General features: G+C 53.9%; 24 protein-coding genes. 15 read left to right on the top strand and 9 right to left on the bottom strand.

What is annotated here, in order from left to right; translation table 11 throughout:
- Positions 1-7: 7 nt before the first annotated feature.
- Positions 8-1096 carry a tRNA 2-selenouridine(34) synthase MnmH gene (gene mnmH, locus G9Q38_RS00715; protein ID WP_166126802.1) on the top strand — a complete coding sequence of 363 codons (1089 nt, stop codon included), beginning with the start codon at positions 8-10 and terminating at the stop codon, positions 1094-1096.
- 3 nt (positions 1097-1099) lie between these two features.
- Here the strand turns inward: mnmH and G9Q38_RS00710 are convergent, their stop codons facing one another.
- Positions 1100-1981 carry a dienelactone hydrolase family protein gene (locus tag G9Q38_RS00710; RefSeq protein WP_166126799.1) on the bottom strand — a complete coding sequence of 294 codons (882 nt, stop codon included), beginning with the start codon at positions 1979-1981 and terminating at the stop codon, positions 1100-1102.
- A complete protein-coding gene (locus G9Q38_RS00705; RefSeq protein ID WP_166126796.1) occupies positions 1978-3924 on the bottom strand; it encodes a metallophosphoesterase family protein in 1947 nt (648 codons plus the stop codon). Before G9Q38_RS00705 ends, G9Q38_RS00710 begins: the two co-directional genes overlap by 4 nt.
- A 143-nt stretch (positions 3925-4067) precedes the next feature.
- On the opposite strand from G9Q38_RS00705, the gene G9Q38_RS00700 reads away from it, so the two are divergent.
- On the top strand, positions 4068-6158 hold the full coding sequence (locus tag G9Q38_RS00700; RefSeq protein WP_166126793.1) for a putative bifunctional diguanylate cyclase/phosphodiesterase: 2091 nt from the start codon (positions 4068-4070) through the stop codon (positions 6156-6158).
- Here the strand turns inward: G9Q38_RS00700 and G9Q38_RS00695 are convergent.
- Positions 6118-6825 (bottom strand): TetR/AcrR family transcriptional regulator, encoded by a 708-nt coding sequence (locus G9Q38_RS00695; protein ID WP_166126791.1) that lies wholly within the window; start codon positions 6823-6825, stop codon positions 6118-6120. The genes G9Q38_RS00700 and G9Q38_RS00695 overlap by 41 nt on opposite strands.
- Before the next feature lie 5 nt (positions 6826-6830).
- A complete protein-coding gene (locus tag G9Q38_RS00690) occupies positions 6831-8030 on the bottom strand; it encodes an FAD-dependent monooxygenase (RefSeq protein ID WP_166126788.1) in 1200 nt (399 codons plus the stop codon).
- 100 nt (positions 8031-8130) lie between these two features.
- On the opposite strand from G9Q38_RS00690, the gene G9Q38_RS00685 reads away from it, so the two are divergent.
- The 5 genes from G9Q38_RS00685 to G9Q38_RS00665 all read left to right on the top strand — a co-directional run bounded on the left by G9Q38_RS00685 (position 8131) and on the right by G9Q38_RS00665 (position 11684).
- On the top strand, positions 8131-8676 hold the full coding sequence (locus tag G9Q38_RS00685) for an acyloxyacyl hydrolase (RefSeq protein ID WP_166126785.1): 546 nt from the start codon (positions 8131-8133) through the stop codon (positions 8674-8676).
- Positions 8677-8792: 116 nt separating this feature from the next.
- Complete coding sequence (locus G9Q38_RS00680; RefSeq protein ID WP_166126782.1) at positions 8793-9401, top strand: HdeD family acid-resistance protein; 609 nt, start codon at positions 8793-8795, stop codon at positions 9399-9401.
- Between the two features lie 2 nt (positions 9402-9403).
- Positions 9404-9883, top strand: coding sequence for a c-type cytochrome (locus G9Q38_RS00675; RefSeq protein WP_166126780.1), 480 nt, complete (start codon positions 9404-9406; stop codon positions 9881-9883).
- A 2-nt stretch (positions 9884-9885) separates the two neighbouring features.
- A complete protein-coding gene (locus G9Q38_RS00670) occupies positions 9886-10779 on the top strand; it encodes an ion transporter (protein WP_166126777.1) in 894 nt (297 codons plus the stop codon).
- A 50-nt stretch (positions 10780-10829) separates the two neighbouring features.
- Complete coding sequence (locus G9Q38_RS00665) at positions 10830-11684, top strand: universal stress protein (RefSeq protein WP_166126774.1); 855 nt, start codon at positions 10830-10832, stop codon at positions 11682-11684.
- A gap of 30 nt (positions 11685-11714) precedes the next feature.
- On the opposite strand, the gene G9Q38_RS00660 is transcribed toward G9Q38_RS00665, so the two are convergent.
- Positions 11715-13349 (bottom strand): bifunctional diguanylate cyclase/phosphodiesterase, encoded by a 1635-nt coding sequence (locus tag G9Q38_RS00660; protein ID WP_166126771.1) that lies wholly within the window; start codon positions 13347-13349, stop codon positions 11715-11717.
- 210 nt (positions 13350-13559) lie between these two features.
- On the opposite strand from G9Q38_RS00660, the gene G9Q38_RS00655 reads away from it, so the two are divergent.
- Together G9Q38_RS00655 and G9Q38_RS00650 are read left to right on the top strand one after the other, a co-directional pair.
- A complete protein-coding gene (locus G9Q38_RS00655) occupies positions 13560-15149 on the top strand; it encodes a methyl-accepting chemotaxis protein (RefSeq protein WP_166126769.1) in 1590 nt (529 codons plus the stop codon).
- A 52-nt stretch (positions 15150-15201) separates the two neighbouring features.
- Positions 15202-15966 carry an EAL domain-containing protein gene (locus G9Q38_RS00650; RefSeq protein WP_166126766.1) on the top strand — a complete coding sequence of 255 codons (765 nt, stop codon included), beginning with the start codon at positions 15202-15204 and terminating at the stop codon, positions 15964-15966.
- On the opposite strand, the gene G9Q38_RS00645 is transcribed toward G9Q38_RS00650, so the two are convergent.
- The 4 genes from G9Q38_RS00645 to G9Q38_RS00630 all read right to left on the bottom strand — a co-directional run bounded on the left by G9Q38_RS00645 (position 15891) and on the right by G9Q38_RS00630 (position 20136).
- On the bottom strand, positions 15891-16670 hold the full coding sequence (locus G9Q38_RS00645; RefSeq protein WP_119441507.1) for an ABC transporter ATP-binding protein: 780 nt from the start codon (positions 16668-16670) through the stop codon (positions 15891-15893). The genes G9Q38_RS00650 and G9Q38_RS00645 overlap by 76 nt on opposite strands.
- Entirely contained in the window at positions 16663-17865 is a 1203-nt protein-coding gene (locus tag G9Q38_RS00640) for an ABC transporter permease (RefSeq protein WP_166126764.1), read from the bottom strand. Before G9Q38_RS00640 ends, G9Q38_RS00645 begins: the two co-directional genes overlap by 8 nt.
- A 10-nt stretch (positions 17866-17875) precedes the next feature.
- The gene (locus tag G9Q38_RS00635; RefSeq protein WP_166126761.1) at positions 17876-19108 is read right to left on the bottom strand and encodes an efflux RND transporter periplasmic adaptor subunit; all 1233 of its coding nucleotides are present in this window, start codon (positions 19106-19108) and stop codon (positions 17876-17878) included.
- 80 nt (positions 19109-19188) lie between these two features.
- Complete coding sequence (locus G9Q38_RS00630) at positions 19189-20136, bottom strand: MerR family transcriptional regulator (RefSeq protein ID WP_166126759.1); 948 nt, start codon at positions 20134-20136, stop codon at positions 19189-19191.
- A 166-nt stretch (positions 20137-20302) separates the two neighbouring features.
- On the opposite strand from G9Q38_RS00630, the gene G9Q38_RS00625 reads away from it, so the two are divergent.
- The 6 genes from G9Q38_RS00625 to G9Q38_RS00600 are packed head-to-tail and all read left to right on the top strand — an operon-like array spanning position 20303 to position 26248.
- The gene (locus G9Q38_RS00625; protein ID WP_119441503.1) at positions 20303-21634 is read left to right on the top strand and encodes an NAD(P)/FAD-dependent oxidoreductase; all 1332 of its coding nucleotides are present in this window, start codon (positions 20303-20305) and stop codon (positions 21632-21634) included.
- 11 nt (positions 21635-21645) lie between these two features.
- A complete protein-coding gene (locus G9Q38_RS00620; protein WP_166126756.1) occupies positions 21646-22503 on the top strand; it encodes a DUF1365 domain-containing protein in 858 nt (285 codons plus the stop codon).
- Positions 22500-23747 carry an SAM-dependent methyltransferase gene (locus G9Q38_RS00615; protein ID WP_166126753.1) on the top strand — a complete coding sequence of 416 codons (1248 nt, stop codon included), beginning with the start codon at positions 22500-22502 and terminating at the stop codon, positions 23745-23747. Before G9Q38_RS00620 ends, G9Q38_RS00615 begins: the two co-directional genes overlap by 4 nt.
- Positions 23744-24400, top strand: a complete 657-nt coding sequence (locus tag G9Q38_RS00610) for a chalcone isomerase family protein (protein WP_166126751.1) — start codon at positions 23744-23746, stop codon at positions 24398-24400. Before G9Q38_RS00615 ends, G9Q38_RS00610 begins: the two co-directional genes overlap by 4 nt.
- On the top strand, positions 24397-25716 hold the full coding sequence (locus tag G9Q38_RS00605; RefSeq protein WP_166126748.1) for an MFS transporter: 1320 nt from the start codon (positions 24397-24399) through the stop codon (positions 25714-25716). The genes G9Q38_RS00610 and G9Q38_RS00605 overlap by 4 nt, the downstream gene beginning before the upstream one ends.
- On the top strand, positions 25697-26248 hold the full coding sequence (locus G9Q38_RS00600) for a DUF3833 domain-containing protein (RefSeq protein ID WP_114419571.1): 552 nt from the start codon (positions 25697-25699) through the stop codon (positions 26246-26248). Before G9Q38_RS00605 ends, G9Q38_RS00600 begins: the two co-directional genes overlap by 20 nt.
- Positions 26249-26252 lie beyond the last annotated feature (4 nt).

Below are 26252 nucleotides of genomic sequence, written 5' to 3'. Positions count from 1 at the left end.
TCTCACTGTGACCGACACCATTGCCGACTTTCGCCGTTTGTTTCTTGATTCAACGCCGCTCATGGATGTACGAGCGCCCATTGAGTTCAACAAAGGGGCATTTCCCGGCGCGGTAAATTTGCCGTTGATGAACGACATTGAGCGGCAAAAAGTGGGTACCTGCTATAAGCAGCATGGGCAGGATGCGGCCATTGAACTGGGCCACACGCTTGTTTCCGGTGCCGTTAAGGCTCAGCGCATCGAGGCGTGGGTCGAGTTCGCTCAGGCTCATCCCGATGGGTGCCTGTATTGCTTTCGGGGTGGCTTGCGGTCACGGTTGGTACAGTCGTGGCTGGCCGAGGCGGGGGTGTCATATCCTCGCGTAGCAGGTGGCTATAAGGCCATGCGCGGTTTTTTGCTGAACGAAATCGAGCAGGCTGTCGACCGGTGCGAATTCGCCCTGGTGGGCGGGTTAACCGGTTGCGGTAAAACCGATGTCTTAAAGCGCCTGTCGTTTGCGCTCGACCTCGAGGGGTTGGCAAATCATCGCGGTTCAAGTTTCGGTAAACGTGCCACGCCGCAACCTGCGCAAATTGATTTTGAAAATAATCTGGCTATTGAGCTGATGCGCAGTCAGGCCAACGGCCGGCACCGTTTTGTGCTTGAAGATGAGTCGCGCCTGGTGGGCAGTTGTGCGTTGCCATTGAGCCTGTATCAACGCATGCAAACGCTACCTGTTGTGTGGCTGGAAGACACGTTCGAGAATCGCGTGACACGTATTTTGCATGATTACGTGGCGAGTTTGTCGAAGGAGTTTATCGCGCTGCAAGGTGAGCACGACGGGTTTCATTCTTTCGCACAACGTCTGCGGCAAAGCCTGGCCAATATCGTGAAACGGCTGGGGCACGAACGTTACCAGCGCTTCGATGTCTTTATGCAGCGGGCACTGGAGGTGCAGCAGCGGTCGGGAGATATCAGTTTGCATCGCGTTTGGATTGAGGGTCTTCTGCATGAATACTACGATCCAATGTATGCGTCACAGCGCGAAAAGAAGGCGGCCCGCATTGTGTTTAGCGGGCCGCAAGATGCCGTCGTCGACTATCTGAGTCGAACTTGACAACTATTTTAAATGGTTGTTGAACCAGTTAAGAGCTTCCTGCCAGCCGGCTTTGGCCGCTTCCTCGCGATAGCTGGGGCGGTAGTCGGCATGAAAAGCATGGGGGGCGTCGGGATAAACGATGAATTTCGATGCTTTAGAGGCAGTGTTACCTTTTGCCAGCGCGGCCTCCATCGCTTTAATTGTGTCGGGCGGGATGCCGGCGTCTTTTCCCCCGTATAAGCCCAGCACCGGCCCGTTCAAAGAAGCGGCAATGTCGACCGGATGTTTTGGTGTCAGTTCGGTGCTGTCGCCCACCAGGCGCCCGTACCATGCCACGCCTGCTTTTACGTTCGGGTTGTGCGCGGTATAAAGCCATACAATTCGCCCGCCCCAGCAAAAGCCGGTGATGCCGATGTCTTGGGTATTGCCCCCGTTCGAGCCGGCCCATTTTGCACTGGCGTCAAGGTCGCTCAGGACCTGGGCATCGGGCACTTTGCTGACTACTTCAGCAAAAAGCTTCGGGATTTCCGTATATTTAGATGGGTCGCCCTGGCGCGCATAGAGTTCTGGGGCAATAGCCATATAGCCTTGTTTGGCAAAGCGTCGACACACATCTTTAATATATTCGTGAACCCCGAAAATTTCCTGTACAACGAGAATGACCGGGACATTGGTTTTTCCTGCCGGCATGGCCCGATAGCCGGGGATTTCCCCTTCGCCCACTGGGATCATGATGTCGCCGGCGGTCAGGCCTTCAGTATCGGTGCGGATAATGGTTTCGGCATTGAGCGGCCCGGCGGCAAGCGTGAAACCGGTTGCCAGCGCGGTAACCATGAAGCCGCGCCGGTTCAGCTGTAACGGGGGAAGAAGGCTGTTGAAATCTGCATCAGGAATACGGTTCATTGAGTTTCTCCTGGGTTTGACGACGACTCTTCTGGTACATCCAAACGGAACTGGGTGCGTTTCTGCATACTGATTTGTTCAACATAAGTGGGTTTTCCATCTTCGGCAAACTCAACATAGCCGATGCCGGCCTGATTCAAAAGGCGTTCGCCGTGTGACGCGGTTTCGGGTTTGAAAGGGTTAATCTTCATGCCCCGGCGCCGAGTGAAGTAATTCAACGGTGAGCGCGGCGAATAAAGCCATCGACTTAAGCGGTCTAGCGTGTCCAGTAGCTTGCGCGGGAACTCGTTCTTGATTCCGCTACTGGTAATTTGCCATAAATGGGGAACACCGCGTTGTGACTTAAGCTGAATGCCGTAAACGAAAGAGTAGTGCACATCTCCTGAAAGTATGACGAAATGGGCCGGCGTTCGGGTATGCCGAAAAATATTCAGAATGGCGCCGGCGGTTCCTTTGTGTGCCATCCAGTTTTCCGCATCAACCAGCAGCGGTTTTCCGGCGAGGCTGAAACACTTTTGCACCACTTCAATCAGTTTTACACCAAAAATCGGCGCGGGTGACACCATCACAACCGAATCGTGGTTCAACAGCTCAGTTTGCAGTTCAGTAAGCGCTTCCCAGTCCATCAGGCCTGAAGGGCGATTCAGGTTCCGTTCCGACCGCCAGCGCCGTGTACGCGTGTCCATGACCAACAATTTGGGTTTTGTGTCCAGGCTGTATTCCCAATGATGAAAGTGCAATAAATGATGGATCAAGTCATCTTGGTGCGGCTTGGTGGGTGATTGGGACCACGCTTGTATTTTCTCGAGTGTGTCGTCTTTGAATGCATCGGGGTTGTTTCCCCAACCTTGGCACAGCATGTACCCCACCAGGGCATTTCCGATGATGCGTCTTGAAAAGGGGTGGCCGTAAGCCGTTTGCTCCCAATCGGCCGTCAAGTTCCAATCGTCGGTGACGTCGTGATCATCGAAAATCATCAAAGTGGGCATGTGTGCAAGCACACGGCGCACCGATTTGAGGCCGCCAATGAAGTGAGTCAGGGTCTCGCGCTCTTTGCGATAACGTTCCGTTTCTTCGGGACTCAAACCCGCGGGCAACCCTTCGGGCAGGCAATCCCACGTTATCGGCGACCAAACCAGCAAGTACATTGCCAGTATTTCGGCCAGGGTCACCAAATGGTTATCGGCACTACTGGTGGTGAAAACCGGTTTTTTCGCCCCTTCAAAAAACCGCTTGCGCAACGGGTCGTTGGGTCGCACGTCCGGCAAGAGTTCGCTGCGTCGATAGTAGTTGTATTTGCTCTTGTACAGCGTTTGGCTGTCTGGAACCAGCGCCTCTTCTATCTGTTCGTCGTAAAGCCCGAGCTCTTCAATTAACTCATGAATGGCCGTGAGCATCGGCCCGGCCACATCGTCGACATACACCTGATCTCCGGTCAGCATCAGAAAAGCCGGCCAGCTTGCGGGGTCGTTAGCCTTCAGGTTCAACCAGTGATCTGCGGCAACGAGCCCATCTTCACAAGGGTAATGGGGTTTGCGGCATGAACCGTGCAATACGCCGGCCAGGCGCGTACGTTTTACGAATTGCGGCAGGTCGTGGCCGTCCTGGCACAGGTCGGGTGCCCATTCCCGAATACTGACCCAGTTTTCTGTTTCGCCGGCAGATTCCTTTTGCCATTGCAGGTCGTAGGGAAGTGCCTGGTCCGTCGGCAGGTCTGAGTCAAGTACGAAATCCAAAAGGTATAAAAAGCAATGACGGCCGATGCGCACCGGTGTAGCATTTGGAACAAGTGCCGCGCTGTTTTCAATATCCTTTATTGAAAGACGCCAGACGCAGGGTTCACGGGTTGCCAGCCAGAACACTATTCGCCTGGATTCCAGCCTTCTAAGCATGGGGCCGGCCAGGACGTTTTCAGTTTTTCGGGTCGTGGTGTTAGCAGACATTTAAGTGTTTAAAAAGGGGCGTTAAACCAACAGTTTCAGCGATCAAGGCGCTGTAACAATTTACACCCTTAATTTATGGGTAAGCATGTCGTTATAACGTATTTAGCCGTTGGGCTTGCCGAACGCAGGAGAGACCTGTTTACATGCTGGAAAGTTCCTATAACCCGTCGCTGGTACTGTGGTCTCTGGCCGTGGCCGTTCTTGCGTCGTATACCGCGCTTGATCTGGCCAGTCGTGTCGCATCCAGTCGGGGTGTCGCTGCGCGGTGGTGGCTGGCAGGCGGGGCGTGTGCCATGGGGTTGGGTATCTGGTCCATGCACTTCGTCGGCATGCTTGCCTTCAATCTTCCCATACCGCTGGGTTACGACCCCTTCATTACGGCAATATCGCTTTTAATGGCGATTGCCTCTTCCGGCTACGCTTTGTGGTTGGTTTGTCGTGCCACGCTACCCTGGTATCGCTTGCTGGCAGGTGGGTTCATTATGGCCACCGGTATTGCCAGCATGCATTACACCGGTATGGGCGCCATGCTTATGCAGCCTGGAATCGACTATCTGCCGTCCTGGGTTGCGCTTTCATTGCTTATTGCTTTTGGTGCTTCGGTTGCTGCGTTGTGGCTGGCGTTTCGTTTGCGCCAGAATCTGAATTACGTGACGGCGTTGCGGGTGGGAGCTTCTTTGGTTATGGGGGCTGCCATTGCGGGCATGCATTACACCGGGATGGCGGCGGCGCAGTTTCCGGTAGGCAGTATTTGTGGTGCGGCCTCTACCGGCGTTGATGTGTACTGGTTGGCTTTGTTAACCATTTCCGTTACGCTGGCGGCCTTGCTGGCTACCCTGGTGGTGTCCGTGCTCGATAACCGGATGCAACTGACGTCAACCACTTTAAGTACGTCGTTACGTAAGGCAACCGACCAGCTTGAACATTTGTCGTTGCACGATGGTCTTACCCAGTTACCCAACCGTATTTTCTTTGAAGAGCGGCTCGATCAGGCCATTCGAAGCGTGAAGAAAAACGGCGGTTACCTGGCGGTGTTCATGATCGATGTCGATGGCTTTCAGGTCATTAACGATGCGTATGGGCGTCATGTGGGTGATCGTTTGCTGGTCGCGATGGCGCAGCGCCTGCAAAACGGCATCCGGGCACAAGACACCCTGGCCCGGTTGGCCGGCGATGAGTTCGTTTTGCAGGCGTTTATTTCCAAGCCTGATGACGCCAGTTTAATGGCCGATAAATTCATTCAATTAGTGCAGAAGCCGTTTCAGATTGTGGGCCGCGATTTGCATATTTCCGTGAGTATCGGTGTGACCATGTGTCCCGAAGACGGTGACCTTAGGGAGACGTTGCTGGCTAACGCCGACGCGGCACGCCGGCATGCCAAGTCGTCAGGCCGCAATACTTACCGATTTTTTGAGTCGTCGATGAACGACAACGTGTATGAGCAATTGCGTTTGCTCCAAGACTTTCGCATCGCCCTCGAGAACAATCAGCTTAGCTTGGTGTATCAACCCATTTATGATTCCCGTGGCCGCGGTTTGGCCAGTGCGGAGGCGTTATTGCGTTGGACGCATCCAGACCACGGGCGGGTGGCTCCCGACAGCTTTATCCCCATGGCCGAACGCACCGGCTTGATTGTGCCTATTGGGGAGTGGGTGCTGGATCAGGCATGCTCGCAATTGCGCTGCTGGCAAGATGCGGGTTGGAAAGATGCTCGCGTCGCCGTTAACTTGTCGGCGATGCAGTTCAGTCATTCGGGTTTGGTGGAAATGCTTCAAACCATCCTCGATCGCTATCGCATCAAGCCTGAATCACTTACGTTGGAAATTACAGAAACCACTGCTATGCAAAATGCTGAAACCAGTATTGTTATTTTGCATAAGTTGCGGCGTCTGGGGGTGCGTATTGCAATCGATGATTTCGGTACGGGCTATTCCAGCTTGCTCTATTTGAAACGGCTGCCGGTGTCGGAACTGAAGATCGATCGTGGATTCGTCCATGATCTGACGCTGCAAAAAGAAGATGTTGCCATTGTCGAAGCCGTGGTCACACTGGCGAACAAGCTTGGATTAAGCGTGGTGGCTGAAGGGGTCGAAACGCCGGAACAACTTGATTTGCTGGTCGACCTGGGTTGCGATTACCTGCAAGGTTATTTATTGGGTCGACCTGTTCATGCGCAAACGCTGCTGGGCCTGGTTACCGAGGGTACACGGGCGGCGCGCGTAGCCCAGCTGTGACGAATGCGGTAATTTCCTCGATGACTTCCTTTGTGTCGTTGGGGTCGCATTCCGTCGGCGCCAATTCATCGAGCCGGTGTGTATCCGAAAAGGCGTACATGTAGGCCCCAATGGTTAAGGCCATGCGCCAGTTCACATCTTTTGCCGACAAGCTTGGGCATATTTCCAACAAGGTATTTACAAACGCACGTGTGGAGATGTCGTAGGCTTCATTACGCAGCCGGTATGAAATTTCCGCCGGCTCGGTATGCAGCCGTGCCTGTAAGCGAAGAAATCGGCGCCCTGCAGGCTCTTCCCGCAATGCAATGGTGGGTTCCAGAAAGGCCCTGACCACTTGTTCAACCGTGATGGGATCGGTTTGTTGTTTTAACTGGTTGAGCCGCCGTAAACGTTCGTCGGAAACAACCCGTCCGCGCCGAATGAAAACAGCCTCGTAGAGCCCATATTTGGATCCAAAATAATAATTGATCAGGGCCTGAGTGACGCCGGCTTTTTGGGAAATAGCACGCAAGCTGGTACCGGTGTAGCCGGTTTCGGCGAATTCGTCTTCGGCGGCATCCAGAATACGCTCTGATGCGTTGTCTCCCGTGCCTTCCGGGCGGCCCGGACCTTTACGGGCCGTTTTGCGTTTCGGGGCTGGAGGGGAGAGGCTGTTGTAGATTGTCATAAGGGCTAAACCACGGGTTCGAAATCGGTCGCGTTATAAGCATAAACCCAGTTTGCCTTTATGCCGCCGGCGTGAGGGTCTTTCTTTTGCTGTTCACGATATTCGGCATCACGCTTGGCTTGCGCTTCTTTTGATGACAGGTGATAGGTTTTGCCGCGTTCACGCGCCTCAAGCTGCACGCGCGCGGTGCGGGGCAGGCGCTCTTTTTCGTATTGCTGTAGTGCATTGGGGAGTTGATCGGGTAAGGCGGCCAATGCTTTGGCCAAAACGTAAGCGTCTTCAATAGCCATCGCCGCGCCCTGAGACAGGAAAGGTAGCATGGGATGGGCAGCGTCGCCTAGTAGGGTGATACGGTCTTTTGACCACGTTTCCATAGGGTCGCGATCGAACAAGCCCCAGCGGTACACGTCATCCACACGATCAAACAATTGTTGGATGTTGGTGTGCCAACCCTGAAAATCGGCCAGCAATTCTTCTTTTGTGCTGCGGGCGTTCCATGACTCTTCAACCCATTTTTCGGTTTCATGCACGGCCACGATATTAACGGCTTTGCCGCTGTTTACGTAGTAAGTCACGATGTGACTGTTTGGGCCGAGCCAGAACGAGGCCTCCGGTGCGACGAAGTTGGGTGGGGAGTCAAATGGGACAACCGCGCGATAACACATATGACCGGTAAATTTAGGATCGTCGTCGCCGAACAGGGCATGGCGAACAACCGATCGTACGCCGTCGGCACCGATAATCAGATCGGCTTCAAAGCTGCTGCCGTCGTCAAAATGCGCCACTGCTTTGTCGCCGGTTTGCGAAACACCGGTACAACGAATTGAAAACGTGACTTTATTGCGATCGACCATGTCTGCAAGGAGATGATGCAGATCGGCCCGATGCACGTGGAAGAATTCGGCACCGTACAAGCGTGGGCAATCACTTTTCAGGGGCATGCGAAATGTTTCTTCGGCCGTATCCCAGTTTCGTCCAACCAAAGCTTCCGGCAGGAAGCCAATCTTATTCAAGGCGTCCCACGCTCCGAAGGCTTTAATGACTTTGACGGCGTTGGGTGTCATTTGTATGCCGGCCCCTACCTCGCCGAACTCAGCGGCTCGTTCGAACAAGTGGTAGTCGATACCGCGTTGACTTAATGCCACTGCGGTTGCGACACCACCAATGCCGCCGCCGATAATGCCTACTTTCAATGGTTTGGCCATGTTGCGCTTCTCCAGGAAGTGTTATTTATTAACTATACGATTAATAAATTATAGATAGAATATGATTGGCTGACAACTTCATTCAGAACAAGGAAAAATCATGCATAGTCTTTCAACAAAGTCGGGGCTGTGTGTACTTGCAATGTGTCTCAGTGCAGGTGCGATGTTGTTGCCGGATACGGCTCATGCCGACGGCGCGGGTATTGGGTTGCGTGCGGGTGTGGGTAACCATTACCAGCGCTATGAGTTGGCTTGGGTGTCGCCCACGATGTGGCACTATCGGTTTGCCGAATCCGGTAGCCGGCTCGATTTGGTGGCTGAGGCTGGAGCGGCTTTCTGGAAGGCCAGTGGCAATCGAGATCGTGCCAGTGTGTGGCAAATCGGGTTGACGCCATTCTTGCGCTGGACGTTTCCCAACAATATGTATCTTGAGGCTGGAGTTGGCATCAATCGTTTTTCTCATACGCGTTTTGCCGACAAGACTTTATCGACCCAGTTTCAGTTTGGTACACACATAGGAGCAGGTGTGAACTTGTCTTCAGCCGGTCGCCTGGGGTTGCGTTACTCCCATTACTCTAATGCGGCAATTAAACGCCCGAATGATGGGCTCGACGTGATTCAGCTTACATACAGCCACGCGTTTTAGCCGACATTTCGCCTTCGTTTTTGTTCAGCGCATAACATTGTTGAAATGCGCGTAGTTCATTACCATAGTGGGCATTACATTAACGAGCTAACTTAACGAGCTAACGGGGGCCACGCATGAGCGACAAACCAAATGAAAATGAACCGGTGAGTTCCCCGAGCGGCACGAATCCGCAGGTTCAGAAGATGCTGGCCTCATTGAGTGATCGTTGGGGTTGGTTTGTTGCGCTGGGCGTTGCGATGGTGGTGTTGGGTATGGTGGCGCTGGGGCATGTGGTTGCGGCCACTTTGGTAAGCGTACTGTTTATCGCAGTCCTGATGATAATTGGCGGTATCGGGCAGTTAATTCATGCCTGGCGCCTGAAACAGATGTCGGGGTTCGTGTTTTGGACAATCGGCGGGGTTTTGTATTTGGGTGCGGGAGTATTGGCGCTGGTTCGTCCTGAAACCGGGGCGTCGCTGTTAACCCTGCTTTTTGGTGCCACGCTGATTGGTTCAGGGGCATTGCGTTTGTGGATCTGGTTTAACAATCGGGCGCAACGCGGCTGGCAATGGTTGGCCTTGTCCGGCGTCGTAACACTATTGGTTGGTTTATTGATTGCGTTTGGCTGGCCAGGTAATAGTGTTTGGGTTTTAGGGTTGATTCTTGGGGTCGATTTGCTGATTCAGGGCTGGACGCTTTTGTTTATTGGCTTTGCGCTACGCAACCGGCAGTCCGGCGGTTAGTCATGCGTAAACCGGTGCTCTGGGGGCTGGGTGCGGGCTTGGTGGTGCTGTTGGTGGGTATTTACATTTATCACACAGCAACGAGCGTAACGAAAGCATATATTGACCCTTCCGACGCCCGTTTGGTGCAGTTGGGTAAACAAGTGTATGCGGCGCAATGTGCCGCTTGTCATGGCGCAAACCTCGAGGGCGAGCCAAATTGGCGGCAACGGAAACCGAATGGGCGACTCCCCGCGCCGCCGCACGATGTTTCCGGGCATACCTGGCATCACCCCGATCAAGTCTTGTTCGATATCGTAAAAAACGGATTGGTGCCCGGCGTAACGGCACCTATTGGTTATGAAAGCGATATGCCGGCTTACGGCACTGTTTTAACTGACGAGGAAATCCGGGCCAGTCTTGCGTATATCAAGCGTGCCTGGCCCGAAAAGGCAAAGACAGTTCAACAGCAGTTAACCCAGGAATATCAGAAGGCACAATAGGTATGTCGGCATCCGAGCGTTCTTCATCTGCAACACGTGGGCAATTTGCTTCGCAGTTCGAGGGCTATGAAGACGGCTTTCGCCACCGGATGTTTGTAGTGATTTTTGAAGCCGACACCCGCCTGGGCCGTTGGTTCGATTTCACGCTGATTGCAGCAATTATTCTTAGCGTCACGGTTGTCATGTTCGACAGCATTCACGCTGTGCGACAGCAATACGGTTCCAGTTTAAGCGTGCTCGAGTGGTTTTTCACCGTTTTGTTTACGCTCGAATACATTGCCAGGCTGGCATGCGTTAAACAGCCCATGAAGTATGCCCGCAGCTTTTATGGCGTTGTGGATTTGCTGGCGATCCTGCCCACGTACGCAGCGGTTCTTATGCCCGAGCTACACGCTTTGGTTGATCTGCGGTTGCTCCGCTTGTTGCGCATGTTCCGGTTATTGAAGCTGGTATCGTATGTGCACGAATACTCAATGCTCGGCCAGGCGTTGATGGCCAGCCGGCGCAAAATTATTATATTTTTGTCGGTTGTGGCGATTGTCGTTACGCTGAACGGCACGCTGCTCTATCTGGTTGAAGGTGGACCCGGCACTGCGTTCAGCAGCATTCCCACAGCGATTTATTTCGCCATTACTTCGTTAACGACGGTGGGCTTTGGTGACATTGTTCCGCAAACAGATTTAGGCAGGGCGATAACCGCATTTACGATGCTTATAGGTTGGAGCGTCCTGGCCGTACCCACAGGTATTATTTCGTCGGAGATGACGGCGCAACGCTTCTTGCCGCGGGTTAACACCCGTACGTGTCCCTCTTGTCTGGCAACGGGTCTTGATGGCGATGCCAAGTTCTGCAAGTCGTGTGGCGCCGTGTTGCCTGAATATCAGAAGGAAACATAAGTCAGAGCTGAACTCTGCTAAAGTGGATTTTTATAATCAAGGAGAAGGGCGTGAATAGGGTATTAGCATGCGTCGATGACTCCCCCCGCGCCACAGCGGTGTGCGACTACGGCATTTGGGCGGCTCGTCTGCTAGAGGTGAAGTTGCAGTTTCTTCATGTGCTCGATCGCCATCCGGAGCGCGCCAGCTTAACGGATTACAGTGGGGCGCTGGGTATGGATGCCCAGGAAAGCCTGTTGGAGCAATTGAGCACTCTTGATGAAGAGCGCAGCCGTCTGGCGCAGGAGCAAGGGCGGCAAATTCTGCAGGCGGCGCACAAGCGGGCCGAGGGGGCAGGCGCGAAAGACACCGACACCCTGCAGCGCCATGGTTCGCTGGTTGAAACCTTGCTTGAGCTTGAGTCGGAAACCCGGTTGGTGGTTATCGGGCAGCAGCGATCCGCCGGCAGTGCATCCAAATGGTATCTCGACCAAAACGCCGAACGCGTTGTACGTTCACTGCAGCGTCCGGTTCTGGTGGTTGACGGCGACTTCAAAGAGCCGGAGCGGTTTGTCATCGCGTTCGACGGCAGCCAGACAGGTAAGAAAATGGTGCAAATGGTCGCCGCCAGCCCTCTTTTGAAAGGGCTTTCCTGCCATGTTATTGGGGTGGGTGATGAAAGTGAAACGCAGCAGCAGAACATCGATTGGGCAAACGACACCTTGGTCAATGAAGGTTTTGATGTTGTGAAGGTTGTTCGGCCTGGCGAAGCGGAGGTCGTTTTGCGTGAGTATCTGCTTGAGGTGAATGCCGACCTGCTGGTGATGGGGGCGTATGGGCATTCACGTATACGCCACCTTATTATGGGCAGTACCACCTCTACGTTGTTGCGCACCAGCCCAGTGCCGGTATTGGTTTTGCGATAGCCGTTCTTTTCCGGCACACGCCGCGGTCGTTCAGGCCGATAACGGCTGTGGTCGCCGGGTCGACAATGAAAACGCCTCGAACTCCTCTGTGTTTAAGGGGCGGCTAAAGTAGTAGCCCTGCACCCTGTCGCACCCAAGGGCTTTCAGCAGGTCCAATTGGGCCGACGTTTCAACACCTTCGGCGGTCGTGCGCATGCCCAGGGCATGCGCCATATGCACAATAGCCTGAACAATGGCGCGATCACGCGAATCATGGGTTAGGTCGCGCACGAATGACTGGTCTATTTTCAAGGTGTTTGCGTCAAACAGTTTCAAATGGCTGAGCGACGCATGGCCCGTGCCGAAGTCGTCAATTGAAAGTGCAATGCCTTGTTCCCGTAATGTGCGCAAGGTTTGGATGGCGGTTTGCGCATTATGCATGGCAACGCTTTCAGTAATTTCCAGGCCCAGGTAATGCGCGGGCAATTGGTAGGTTTTCAGCAGATATTGAATGCGTTCCACCAGTAGCGGGTAACGGAACTGAACCAATGACAAGTTAACCGAAAAGCAGACATTCGGCGACAGGCCCTGACGAACCCATAGTGAAATTTGGGCAATTGCAGTTTTTAATACCCACTCCCCTATTTCGGGCATCAGCCCATATTTTTCGGCTATCGGTATGAACTCGGCCGGGCCCACTATGCCCAGTTTCGGATGGGTCCAGCGGACCAGGACTTCGGCGCCGGATAAACGACCATCAGCCAGATTCATGACAGGTTGAAACGCCAGATGCATTTGCCCGTTTTTAATCGCGGCCTCCAGGGCTTTTTCCAATTTCTGCACACGAAAGGGAGGGGGTTGCAGATGGCCGGTGTCCAGCGCCATATAAAGCAATAGATAGGCCGCCGCTTTATATATGTGGCCCAACAGCATGGCGGTATCTGAAATCGCCGTGTAGGAAGTAAAAAGCAGTTCACTCACGGCCATGAGCAAGAGTGCGCTGGCCAACAGATACAAGTTGCACTCGCTGTTGTTGGGCAGGCGTCGCAGCAAAATGGCCAATGCCGCGATATGCAGTGTAATGATGCCGTACTCGGCCATGATCTTCAGATCGCTTAAGCCGGTTTCAGTGCTGAATACGTTGGGTAGCCAAGTGGGAGCGTACAAGACAACCCCGTGGGTGATGATGACGATCCCCAACACAGTACTTAACGGCCAGGTCAGATGAGCAAGGCGACTATGGCGTTGCGGTAACTCAGTGATTGAAGGCCAAGGTAGCCAAACGACAATTAGAAGACCGATGGCGGCCAAATAGCGCGCAACCAGCCAAAAATAAATGGATTTCTCTGGGCTGTTGGGCGTAACAAAGGCAGGCATGCCTTCAAACGACAGCGTGTGGGCAATATCAAGCAACGCGACGCCCAGAAAAGCGCAGGCCAGATAGAGAATATTTCTTTGTGGATGCTTTCGGTAAGTACTCCACCCCAAGGCGAAAACGGCAAAAGCGAAGGCAATGGAGGCGATTTCGAGCGTCAGGTGCCAGGTAAGGTAGTGCCGGTGAGCCCAGGCCTCTACGGGCTCCACCAGCATTGTTGCCAGCCCAACAAGCGCTGCTACCACGAAACTAATACCAAGCCATAAAGGGAAGCGATAGTTTGACCGATGGGAGAGCGAAATGCGCGGCATGCGTCTGCCTGAAAATGGAAAGTGGCGGTGCTGACAGTGTGACATCGCAAGATTAGCGATATGAGATCGCTTTAGCAAGGGGGTACGTGTGATTAAACGATGGAAGTTGTAGTAAGTGAGTGTTTGTTTTCAGCTTTCAACCGGTGCGTAAGAAAGTTGCAAGAATTGGTCGATAAGATGCCTGCTTTGGTTCACGGATAGGGAATCCGCATGAAAAAGGGAGTGCGTCTTGGCCTGGGCGTCAAGATGATCATGGCTTTTCTTCTGGTTGCCGCCATGTCGGCCCTCACGGGCGCGTTTGGTGTGCAGTTGTTGGGGCAGGTTAACGCCATGGCGGTAAAAATGTTCAATCAGGAGGTGGCCGGCGTGAGGCATGCCTCTCAGGCACAGGCACACATGACGGCGGCGGGCCGGGCGGCTGCCAATGCGTTGCTGGTGGCGGATAAGGGGGCGCGCATCAGTGAGATTTACTTTATGCGTGATCACCTTGACGGCGCGCATGCTGAGCTGGAAAAGTTGAAGCCGTTATTCGACAACGAGGAGGGCAGGCTGGCGGTGGAGCAGATGATCGGCTTAACTGAACGTTATGCCGCCGCTTTGGAAGATTATGCCGGACGCTTGGAAACCGAAGGTATGCAGGTGTCTGCAGACCCCGATTATTTACAAGCGTTGGCCCAGGCCCACGCCATCGGTGAGCAGGCAGAGACGGGTGCCGTGGCGTTGGTGTTGCAGAAGCAGAATACGTCTTCAGCACTGGCCGATGAAACAACCCAAATTTATCAATTCGCCTTAAGCCAAATGGGCGCACTTTCTTTGGCCGGCGCGCTGTTGGCGATTGTGCTGGGTGCTGCGCTGACGCGCGGACTTAAGCGCCAGTTGGGCGCCGAGCCACGCGATGTGGTGCAGGTCACTCATGCGGTCGCGAAAGGGGATTTGTCTCATTCATTGAATTTGCGCAAGGTCTCCAAAAGCAGCGTGTTGTTCGCCATGCATCACATGCAGACCGCATTGCGTAACGTTGTGGGTGAAGTCCATCAAAGTAGTGACGAGGTGGCTTCAGGAGCCCGCCATATCGCGGAGGGAAGCATCGATTTGGCTCAGCGGACCGAGCAACAGGCTCAAAGCTTGCTGGAAACGGTGGCAACGATGGAGTCGCTGGCGCAAACAGTGGATCGCAATGCGAGTGTTGCGCGCGATGTGGCGCAAAAGGCGACACTTGCCCGCGAGCGGGCGGAAAATGGAGGGGAAGCGGTTGAAACATTGGTGAATGTGATGCAGCGAATCGATGCTTCGTCCCGGCGTGTTACGGAAATAGTGGCGTTGATCGATGAACTGGCTTTTCAAACCAATATTCTGGCGCTGAATGCGGCGGTGGAGGCTGCCCGAGCTGGTCAGCAGGGTAAAGGATTTGCTGTGGTGGCCGGTGAGGTGCGTCATCTGGCGCAACGCAGCGCGACCGCGGCGCGGGATATCCGCCACCTGGTTCAAGACAGCGCAGCGGTGGTTGAGAACGGTAGCCGGATTGCCGGGCAAACCCGTGCGCTGATTACCGAGGTGGTCGATGAAGTCAGGCAAGTATCGGCACTGATTCATGAAATCAGCGAGGCAACCGACTCGCAGAAGACGGGAATACAACAAGTTAATAGTGCCGTGTCGAGTCTTTCGTCGGTAACGCAGGAAAATGCGGTGTTGGTACACGACGTCGCAGCGCGCGCCGATGGGTTGAATGGCCAGGCTGCGGCATTGTTAAGGGTTATATCGATATTTAAATTAGGGGCGAAACCAGTATTGCAGAGGTGACCCGTTTTGTTATGATCAGGGAATATTACAAAACATCGAACCCTAAAATTTAATGCCACCACTTTCATGCTCTCAGTGTCGCGATAATGAACCACTCGGTTTCCAGTTCAGTTATGCGTTTCAGCCTATTTTAAATGTTGCAAACCGGGAAGTATTTGCCCATGAGGCCTTGGTCCGGGGGGAACGAGGCGAATCTGCTTATTCCGTGCTTGCGCGGGTTAACGATGAAAATCGCTACCAGTTCGATCAGTCTTGTCGTGTGAAGGCGATTCAAATTGCCTCGCAGTTGGGCATGGATTCCAAACTTTCCATTAACTTTCTTCCCAACGCCATTTACAAGCCGGAGCTTTGCATCCGCACCACGCTCGAGGCCGCCAAAACGTTCGACTTTCCCATCGACCAAATTATTTTTGAGACAGTGGAAGGTGAAGAGGTCGAGGATGGAAAATGGCTGGCGGAAATTTTGCGTGAGTACAAGCGCATTGGGTTCACAACGGCCATCGATGATTTCGGTGCGGGTTTTGCCGGTTTGAATTTATTGGCCGACTATCAGCCCGATATTATCAAGCTCGATATGGATTTAATCCGTAACGTGCATGAAAGCCGTCCGCGCCAGGCAATTATCAAAGGCGTGGAGCGCATGGTGGAAGAGTTGGGCATTGTGATGATTGCCGAGGGTGTGGAAACTTACGAAGAATATCGCTGTTTAAGCGATTTGGGTATCAGCCTGATGCAGGGATACTATTTTTCCAAGCCGCTTTTTGAAGCCAAGGCCTCCGAGGCGGACATCCCCTGGCCCGATTGCGCCGGCTCGTGAGGTGTGCGTAAATCCGACTCAATGCGGCCGTCCACCAGGGTAATTGTGCGGTCACAGGTCTCTGATAACCGAGGGTCGTGAGTCACAATCAGAACAGCGCAGCCGAACTCGCGGTTGAAGCGCCGAAAGAGCTTAAAGATGCCGGCCGCTGTTTGTGTATCAAGGTTTCCCGTGGGTTCATCCGCCAGCAGCAGTGCCGGTTGCGTAATCAGCGCGCGGGCAATGGCGACGCGTTGTTGCTGGCCGCCTGAAAGGTTTCCGGGCTTTTCCTGGGCGAATTTTTCCAGCCCAACTTCAGCAAGCAGTTTGATCGCGCGCTCCTGGTCAGTTTTGCCGGGTTTGCCTTGCGCAATCATCAAAGGCATGAGTACGTTTTCAAGCACGCTGAATGCGGGAATCAGGTGGTGAAACTGGAATACGAAACCAATTTTTCGGCCGCGTGCAGCCGTTCGGGTCTCATCATCCATTTCGCGAGTAGGTTGGCCTTGCAGAAAAAGCTCACCTGAGGTTGGGTGGTCGAGCAAGCCCAACATGTTCAGAAGTGTACTCTTGCCCGAACCTGAAGGCCCCACAAGCGCCGCGAAATCGTCCTCGCCAATTTCCAGATCGATACCATGCAAGACTTCGGTTTCGTTGGGTTTGCCGACGTTATACGATTTTCTTAGTTGTTTCAGTGTTAGAACGGGTCGAAGCGTTTCAGACATAGCGGATCGCCTCTACCGGGTTTAAACGCGCTGCACGCCAGGCAGGTACGCTGGCCGCTAAAACGCCCGTGAACGCAGCAAACACCATGGTAATGGGGATAAGAACAGGGCTTAATGGAATATAGAAAAGTTTTGGGCCAAAGGTGTTGAATGCCCAGACCAAGCCGGTGCCGGCCACTGCACCAACCGCCGACCCAGCCATTCCCAGCAACGCACCTTGAACGAGAAACACCCGCAACATTTGGTGTTGCCGAATACCCATGGCGCGCAAAATCCCAATTTCCCGCGTGCGTTGGGTCACGCTAATCGCCAGCACACTGGCAATACCGAACGCAACCGACAAAGCCACAAATACGGTAATCATGGTGGTTGAGAGCCTTTGTGAGCTCAAGGCGTTCATCAATTGGGCATTGGTTTCTATCCAGCTTTCCGCTTTCATGCCTGTTAGCTTCTGAATTCTTTGTGCGTCCAGATCGGCGGCGAAAAGGTTGTCGACCGTGACGTCGATTAGGGTGACGCCACCAGGTAAATCCAATAACGACTGTGCCTGTTTCAGGTCGAGGTAAACATAGCGTTGATCAAGTTCACGTACGCCCAGTTCAAAAATACCGGCGATCGTCACTAACGCAATCCTTCCATCGTCCGCCTCAATCCGCATTTTGCTGCCGGTACGCAGCCCTAGGTCTTTAGCCAACAGGCGCCCAATAACGGCGTCGCCGGCGCCGACACGAAAGCGGCCGGCGATCATGTCATCGCTGATCGGGATGATTCTTTCATAGCGGTCGGGGTCAATGCCAATGAGCGACACCGATTTTAAAACGTCGCCCCTACGGGCAAAGGCCGGGCCGGAAACGATGGGTGAAACGGCGGTGATGCCTTCCAGATTATCGAGTGTGGACTGGACCGCAATCCAGTTGTTGATGGAGCGTAACCGTTGACCCCGAGGATCCTCGCGGATCAGGGCAATGGTGCCGGGTTGAACCGGTGCAATCAGATTTTGCTCTTCAGCCGGTTCAACCCGAATGTGAGACTGCGTGCCCAGCGTGCGTTCAATAATGTTGGCTTGCAAACCATTAATTAGCGTGGTGATAAAGACAATAACTGACACCCCCACGGCTATGCCCACCAGAATCAATGCCGTTTGAACCAGATTTTGGCGTAAAAACTTTAAGGCAATCAGTGATTCAAGCCACATGTGGAAGGGCCTAATCCAGTTTCATGGGCGTTTCCCCATCGGTTCGTTCGGCTGCATCAATGGTTCGGCTTTGCGGTAAAGGGCTGATGGTTGCCCGAACACGTTGGCCGTCGGTAAGCTCATCGCTGGTGCCAAGAACAATGTCGCCGGCACTCAAGCCTTCGGTAATTTGCGATAGCGCCAGGCTGTTGAGCCCTGTTCTCACTTGGGTTTCGTTAGCCTTGCCGTGGCTGTATACCCAGACCTTCGCCCGGTTGCCGTTTTGTTGGAACAGTGTGTCGTTGGGGACGACAAGTGCGGCATCGTTCCGCGCCGTTTCTATTGTGGCGGTGATCGTCATATCTTCCTTCAGGAAATCAGGGGCGGGCGCGGCCGATAAACGAATATCGACCGTACCGCGCTGTGGGTCGATGACCGGCGCAATACTCGTAATTTCTGCCCTAAAAGGTTCATTGGGATAGGCATCCGCAATGATAATGGCGGGCTGACCCACCTCAAGAACGCCCAGGTTACGTTCGTCCACGGGCACCAGCAGTTCAATCTTGCTTTGGTCGCGTAATGTCAGTAGTGCTTGCCCCGGCTGAACTGTATCACCGGGTGACACGTAACGTTCCAATACCGTGCCTGAAAACGGCGCTCGAATTTGTGTTTTATCCAGGGCTGCACGGATGGCATTCAGGCGTTGCTGCAAAATAGACTCCTCGACGCCGCCTTGCGCCAAAGCCGAGACGTCAAGTTTGGCCTGGTCAAATCCCGCTTGTGCTGCAGCCAAGGCATTTTCCGCTTGCTCCAGATCTTCGGTTGGAATGGCTTTTTCTTTGGCCAGCAAGCGCCGCCGCTGTACCTCCCGTTTTGCTTGCGCCAGATGCGATTGCGCTTGCTCCAGCCGCGCCTGTGCTTGCGGCCGGCGCGAACTGCGCATTAACGCCAGGGCCGCTTGCGCCTCTTGCTCTTGTGCTTTTAATTGGTCTGCACTAAGTGTAATCAGGACTTCATTCTCTTGTACCGGCTGGCCACGGTCAACCAGGCGTTCTCTGACGACTGCCGTAATTTCACTGCCGATATCCGCGCGATCGTCGGAGGCGACGCGCCCGGTTGCGACCACTTGTTGAATCAGCGGATGCGATTCGACACGGTAGGCGCGTATTTCAGGACCACGCCATTTTTGCCAGACGATTATGCCGACCACAGCCACAAGCAAGGCCGGCAACAGCATCTTCCAGTTGACCCATTTTTTTGACACAGTGACCCTCAAAATGAAGAATCCGGGCACTTGCAATCCGGAGGTGGACGGCAAGTGCGCTTAGTGTAAACCTGTGCGGCTTATCTTTGTTGACGCCAGCGTTGCACTTGGCCGGGTACGTCTTCAAGATGTGCCATGACGCTCACCCCCGGAATGTCCCGTCGTAGCAACACGGAATGAGGGCTACCCGCCCAGAGCTCAACGGCGGCGGGCAGCATGGCACGCAGCTCATGCAGCGCATCGGCCGATTGCCCGGGGTTGCTTGCAGCTGAAAAACTAATGGCGACGATGTCCGACCGGTGCGCGTTTGCAGCACTGATCAGATCGTGTAGCGGGGTTTGTGAACCCAGGTTCATGCAACTGCATCCTTCGACCAGAAATAAGGCTTCAGCCATCAGAATACTTAAGCTGTGACTTTCTCCCGGGATGGTGGATAACAATATACGGGGTCGACTGTTCGCCGAAGGTTCGGGCGCGGTTGCCAACGCGGCGCGCAAGCTGGTTTCGAGCACTTCGCTGCACAGATGCTCCTCGAAGATGTGCAGGTCGCCGCTCGCCCAGGCTTTGCCGACATCACGCATCAGCGGGGTCGCAATGTCCAGAACAAACCGGGCCAGGCCGATGCGCATAATCTGTTGTGAGAACCGACGTCGCAACTGTGTGGGGTCATGTGTTTTAAGCAGGTCCAGAAGTTGCGTAATTTCCAGTTTCTGCAATGACGCTGTGTCGCCGGCGGCAATTGTTGCATTGGTTGCTTCTTTCAGTGCGTCACTGAGTTCATGCAATTGAGCCAATTGCAATGCAACCACCCGCCCGGGCCGATGGCCGGCATCCAACAACCGTTTGATAATGCGCAGGCGCTCCACTTGGTCGGGCGGGTACAGACGTTCGCCGTTTGTATCGCGTTCCGGCTGGGGAAAACCGTAGCGTCGCTCCCACACGCGCAAAGCGTCTTTGCCAATCCGGGTATCGCGTTCCACAGCGGTGATGTTCAGCATGAGCTGCGGATTCTTCGGAACAGACGTCATGGTTTTGAACCTGTTTGTTTTCTAGTTTGTCATGGACAAGAATAATAGCAAATTTATTTTGTCTAGGACATATATTGAAAAAAAACTATTTTAAGCCTATTATTTCGCTAATTACCAATTTTTGACTTAGACAAATATTATTTTGTCTAGGCAAGGAAAAGCGAAAGTGAAGAAAGTTGCGGTTGTTGGATCAGGCATATCGGGCCTCAGTGCAGCGTGGTACCTGGGTCGTCAAAGCTACCCGGTCGCGGTCACGTTATTCGAAGCGGAGGATTATTGCGGGGGCCACACTCACACGGTCGACGTCACCTTGCCGAATAGTCGGGGTGAGTGGGTGACGCATGGCGTTGACACCGGCTTTTTGGTTTTCAACGAACGGACCTATCCCGGTTTGATTGAGCTGTTTAACACACTGAATGTCCAAACGGCGCCTTCTGATATGTCTTTTTCAGTTCAGGTTCCGGCGCAATCGCTTGAGTGGTGTGGTAGTAACTTGAATACCGTATTTGCCCAGCGCAAGAACTTGCTGCGGCCACAGTTTTGGTCGATGTTGTCGGATTTGGTGCGTTTTAACCGTCAGGCCACTACGCTGGCTCGTTCCGGCACAGAGGCCCAATTGCAGGAGCCGCTCGGCGCTTTCCTGGAAACCAATGGTTATGGTGACAGTTTTCGCGACTGGTACCTGCTTCCCATGATTAGCAGCATTTGGTCATGCCCGGCAGATCAAATGATGGCATTTCCCGTCGCCACGTTGATTCGTTTTTGCCATAACCATGGCCTGCTTCAGTTGGTAAATCGGCCGCAATGGCATACGGTGCGTGGCGGTGCACGTCACTATGTGGAGAAAATGACAGCGGAGATCCCCGATTTGCGCTTACGTACGCCGGTTATATCGGTACGACGGCATGGGCAGAACACGGGGGTATCGGTTACCACCCGTTTCGGAACCGAGTATTTCGATGACATCGTGATGGCTTGTCATTCCGACCAGGCCTTGAAGTTGCTGGCGCTGGATGCGCATCCACAAGAGATCGAGATGCTTTCCGCGATTCAGTATCAACCCAATCATGCCGTGTTGCACACCGACATCAGCGTGCTACCAGCCAGAGAAACGGCCTGGGCAGCCTGGAATTATGAGCATGGTGTTCGCGGCGATGATGCAATGCCGGGCGTCTGTCTGCATTATCTGTTGAACCGTTTACAACCTTTGCCATTCGATGTGCCGGTTGTTGAAACGCTGAACCCGTTGCGCGAGCCCGATCCCGGCAAAGTTTTGGCGCGGTTCGATTATTCGCATCCGGTTTTTGATTTGGCGGCACGGCGCGCTCAAGGTCAATTGCCCGATTTGCAAGGTCGGAATCACACTTGGTACTGCGGAGCCTGGACGGGCTACGGCTTTCATGAAGACGGGTATCAGTCGGGTTTGAGGGTGGCAAACCAATTGGTGGAATGTTGGCAACAGTCACCCGTCCGACCTTCATCCGCGTTGGCGGCATAAGTGAGCCACCTATGAAAACGTCGAACATCACCACGAGGCAGGCGAATCGTGCACATGCACGTAGCGTTCCTTTGATTGGTATTGGTCAAATCCGTCATGCGCGGTTGCATCCGGTTGAGCACGCATTTTCATATCGCACCTGGTTTCTGATGTTGCCTATGCGAAGCGCCCATCATGTCGGCTGGCGTGGGCTGGCGCGTAATAAGTCCGCCCTGGTTGCATTTCACGACAAAGATCACGGTGATGGGGAGGGCGATGCGCTTGCGTGGTTCGACCAGTTATTGCAGCGGTCGGGTATTCACAATGCCGACGGCGAAGTGTGGTTGCAAACCTATCCGCGTGTATTCGGCTACGTTTTCAAGCCGGTCAGTTTTTGGTATGCCTACAACCGCGAAGGCAAGCTACGAGCCATTGTTGCCGAGGTGAACAACACTTTCGGTGAGCGTCATTGCTATTTGCTGGCGTCGTCAGTGCAGTGGGGTAAAGAAATGACGGCAGACAAGGTATTTCATGTGTCGCCGTTTTGCCGGGCGTCGGGGCGCTACCGGTTTCGCTTCATGCGTACAGACGCTGCGTCTTCCCGCGCAGAGCGTATTGTGGCGCGCATTGATCACGACGATGCGAGTGGCCGGGCTATTTTGCAAACCAGCATAAGTGGGCATCTTGAAACGCTTGGCCGCGCCACCCTCTGGAAAGCCATGATATCCATGCCTTTCCTGACTTTTGGAATTATGGCCAGGATTCACTGGCAGGCGCTGCGCTTATGGCTCAAAAAAGTGCCGTTCAATCGTAAGCCGCCACTTGATCAACCTTTTGTCACCCAGGGTGACGACCCCGATACGTCTTACTCCAGGAGCTCAGAATCATGACACGCACTTTGGATTCTCATCCGACCCTTGGCCGCACCGGTACGCAGCACAGTCGGCCCACCTTCGCGGCGCGCACGGTTTTGCGGATGCTTAACAAGCTATCTTGTGGTCGGCTGGAGGTTGAGCTACCCAATGGCGAAATGCGTCGCTTTGGGCCGGGTGGTCAACCTCATGCAGCCTTGCGGTTGAATAACTGGAATGTATTTTCCGCAGCGTTGAAATCCGGCGATATTGGTTTTGCCGAGAGTTATATTCAGGGCGATTGGACAACTTCCGACCTGACATCGCTGATTGCGCTTTTTATCGTTAATCGCGAGCAGATGGAGCGTGTGCTTTACGGTGCGTGGTGGGGTAAGTTGGTCTATCGGATGCGTCATATATTGAACCGCAACAGCCGTAGTGGCAGCAGGCGCAACATCCACGCCCATTACGATCTGGGCAATGCGTTTTATCGCTATTGGCTTGATGAAACCATGAATTATTCCTCGGCCTGGTTTCAGGATGATCGCACGCAGTCGTTGCCACAGGCTCAGCACGCAAAAGTAAGGCGGGCACTGGACGAAGCCGCAGTAGCGGCAGGTGATCGCGTGCTGGAAATTGGTTGTGGTTGGGGGGCGGTAGCCCATGCTGCTGCGCAGCGCGGCGCGAACGTCGTGGGCGTGACGTTATCAACTGAACAATTGCATTACGCGCAAAACCGGTTGGATGATGCAGGGTACGGTGAGCGAGCCGACTTGCGATTACAAGACTACCGGGATATTCACGATGGCCCCTACGACGCGTTGATATCGATTGAAATGTTCGAAGCAGTGGGGCGTGAGTACTGGCCGTCTTTTTTTGAAACGGTGCGTAAGAATCTGAAGCCCGGCGGTCGGGCGTGTATTCAGAGTATTACGATTCGCGATGACCTGTTCGATCGCTACGTTAAGTCAACCGATTTTATCCAGCAGTACATCTTTCCCGGCGGCATGCTGCCCAGCGAACGCGAGTTTTGCAATGCCGCACAGCGTGCTGGGTTGCGTGTCGAGAACGTCTTGCGTTTCGGCCCCGACTACGCGGAAACGTTGCGCCGATGGCGAGCACCATTTCACGCGAACGAGCCGGCCATTCGGGCTCAAGGGTTTGATACTGTTTTTATGCGAACCTGGGATTTCTACCTTTCATACTGTGAAGCGGCATTCGACACTGGCAACACGAATGTCGTGCAGTTTACGCTGGTTAACGAGGCGCAGGAGGTAGCATGAAAGCGCGTAGGAAAGGTCAAGCCGTTGTCACGAGTCGCAGATGCCATGGGGTGCTTTACGCACTCATGTTCTTACTCTTCATGGGGGTCGGGATTTCAACGTCATCGTCACAAACCTATGATCCGCTGTCATCGCAGTCGGATGATGCGGCCGGCTCGGATGAAAGCAAAACTCAGGTTGTTACCCCGCCGGAGGTGCGAGAGGTGCTGGGCGATGCCCGGTTGCAAGGGCAGGAGCGCTTTCGGTGGTTTGGCTTTTCTGTGTATGACATTCGTCTATGGGTGAAAGCACCGCTGAGTACCGAGGCATGGGTGGGGCGCCCGTTTGCATTGGAATTGACCTATGCGCGTAGCCTTGAGGGTCAGGCCATTGCCGAAAAGTCATTGGAAGAGATGCAAGCGCAGGAAACTATTGATGCGCAACGTCAGGCAAGTTGGCTGTCTTTCATGCAATCGGCCTTTCCAAACGTGGAAGATGGTGATCGCTTAACCGGTATTTATAGACCCGATGGCGGGGCTGCATTCTATTTCAACGGACGTGAAACCGCGTCAACGGACGATGCCGATTTCGCCCGGCTTTTCTTCGGAATCTGGTTGTCGTCGGATACGTCGGAGCCGGCGTTGCGCCGCGCACTCTTTGGGATGAAGGAATGACATTTCCGTCGGTCCGTTCAGGTTTGCAATACGGGGCGCTGGGGTTACCCCTGTCGTTTGTTGCCTTGCCGCTTTATGTTTACATGCCGTCTTACTATGCCAACGAATTCGGTATGTCACTGACCCTGCTTGGGGCGCTGTTACTGGGGGTACGGATATTTGATGCGATTACCGATCCGGTAATAGGTCAACTTGCCGACGATGTTTTCCAACGCGGCTTAAAGTTGACTGCATGGGTGCTTGGCGTATCGGCGGTGTTTCTTTGGCTTGGCTTTACAGGTTTGTTCTTCCCGCCACAACTATTTTTCGATATGGGGAAAGGAAATGGCAGTGGCCTTTTAATCTGGGCGGTTCTCGCTTTGCTGCTTACTTATCTTTCTTACGGCGTACTCACTATTGTCCATCAATCCTGGGCCGCCCGTTTGCGCGGAGATGACCAAACGCAAAGTAAATGGGTGTCGTGGCGTGAGGGCTTTGCGTTGGTTGGTGTACTGGTTGCGAGCGTTTTGCCTTCCGTGTCGGGAATGGGAACAACCAGTGTGGTCTTGGGGCTGACGCTGGCGATGGGCGCCGTGGCATTAATGCTGGGGCCTGCACCCAGCCGCAACGTGCATGATCCGAAACACGTCGCCCCGCGGCGCTGGGCACAAATGGTTCAACCATGGCGTATTTCCGCTTATCGCGGTTTGATCGTCGTGTTTTTGTTGAATGGGATTGCCAGTGCCATTCCAGCAACCCTGTTGCTTTTCTTTGTGAACGATCGTTTGATGGCACAAGGCTGGGAAGGGTTGTTTCTCTTCATTTATTTTGCGCTGGCTGCCGGCTCCATGCCCGCGTGGATTGCATGTGTGGCGCGTTGGGGGTTAAGCCGTACGTGGCTCATAGGGATGGCGTTGGCCATTGCGGGGTTTGTGGGTGCGGCGTTTATCGGTGCCGGCGATATTGTGGCGTTTGCTTTGATTTGCGCCGCCAGTGGGTTCGCGTTGGGGGCCGACCTTGCCTTGCCCGCGGCATTGTTGGCCAAAGTCATTCGTCGGCATGAGGCAGACGTCGGGCGTGAAGGTGCGTATTTCGGCTGGTGGAGCAGCGCCGCTAAGTTGAATCTGGCGTTGGCCGCCGGATTGGCGTTGCCGTTACTGGAGTGGCTGGGTTATTCACCAGGCACGCAAGACGCGGCCGGGCTTTTTGCGCTTACTGTCGGATATGCCGTTTTGCCCTGCCTATTGAAGTTGTTCGCTATGGGTGCGCTATGGGTTTGGCGCATGAATTTTGACCGAAAAGGAGAAGTTAATGAGCATGTTTGGCATTCGGCTTAGCCGTGTTTGGCGGCGTGGAGTGTTGGCCGCACTGGCGTGCCTGGTGTTAACGGCGTGTGCATCGCCCACACCTTCCGATTACGCTCAGGAAAAGCCGCGTCTGGATTTGAAAGAATATTTTGATGGTGATATTGATGCGTACGGTATTTTCACTGATCGCAGTGGCAAGGTTGTGCGTCGGTTCACAGTTCGCATTAAAGCGTATTGGGAAGGCAATAAAGGGACGCTGGAAGAGGATTTTATCTACAGCGACGGTGAAACCCAGCGCCGCGTCTGGACGCTAATCGATGAGGGCAACGGTCGTTATACCGGGACGGCGTCCGATGTTGTCGGTGAAGCCGAAGGTTATGTTGCCGGGAATGCGTTCCAATGGAATTATGTGTTGCGCCTGCCGGTAGGTGACACCACCTACGATGTGTCGTTCGACGACTGGATGTTCCTGATGAATGACAAGGTCATGTTGAATCGCGCCACCATGAGCAAATTCGGTATTCGCCTGGGCGAAGTGACGTTGTCGTTCTACAAACGCTAAAAGG

The sequence above is a fragment of the Pusillimonas sp. DMV24BSW_D genome (assembly GCF_011388195.1).
GTDB classification, from domain to species: Bacteria; Pseudomonadota; Gammaproteobacteria; order Burkholderiales; family Burkholderiaceae_B; genus Neopusillimonas; species Neopusillimonas aestuarii.
The sequence above is the reverse complement of the archived record's forward strand: the minus strand, read 5'-3'. Positions and strand labels throughout refer to the sequence as shown.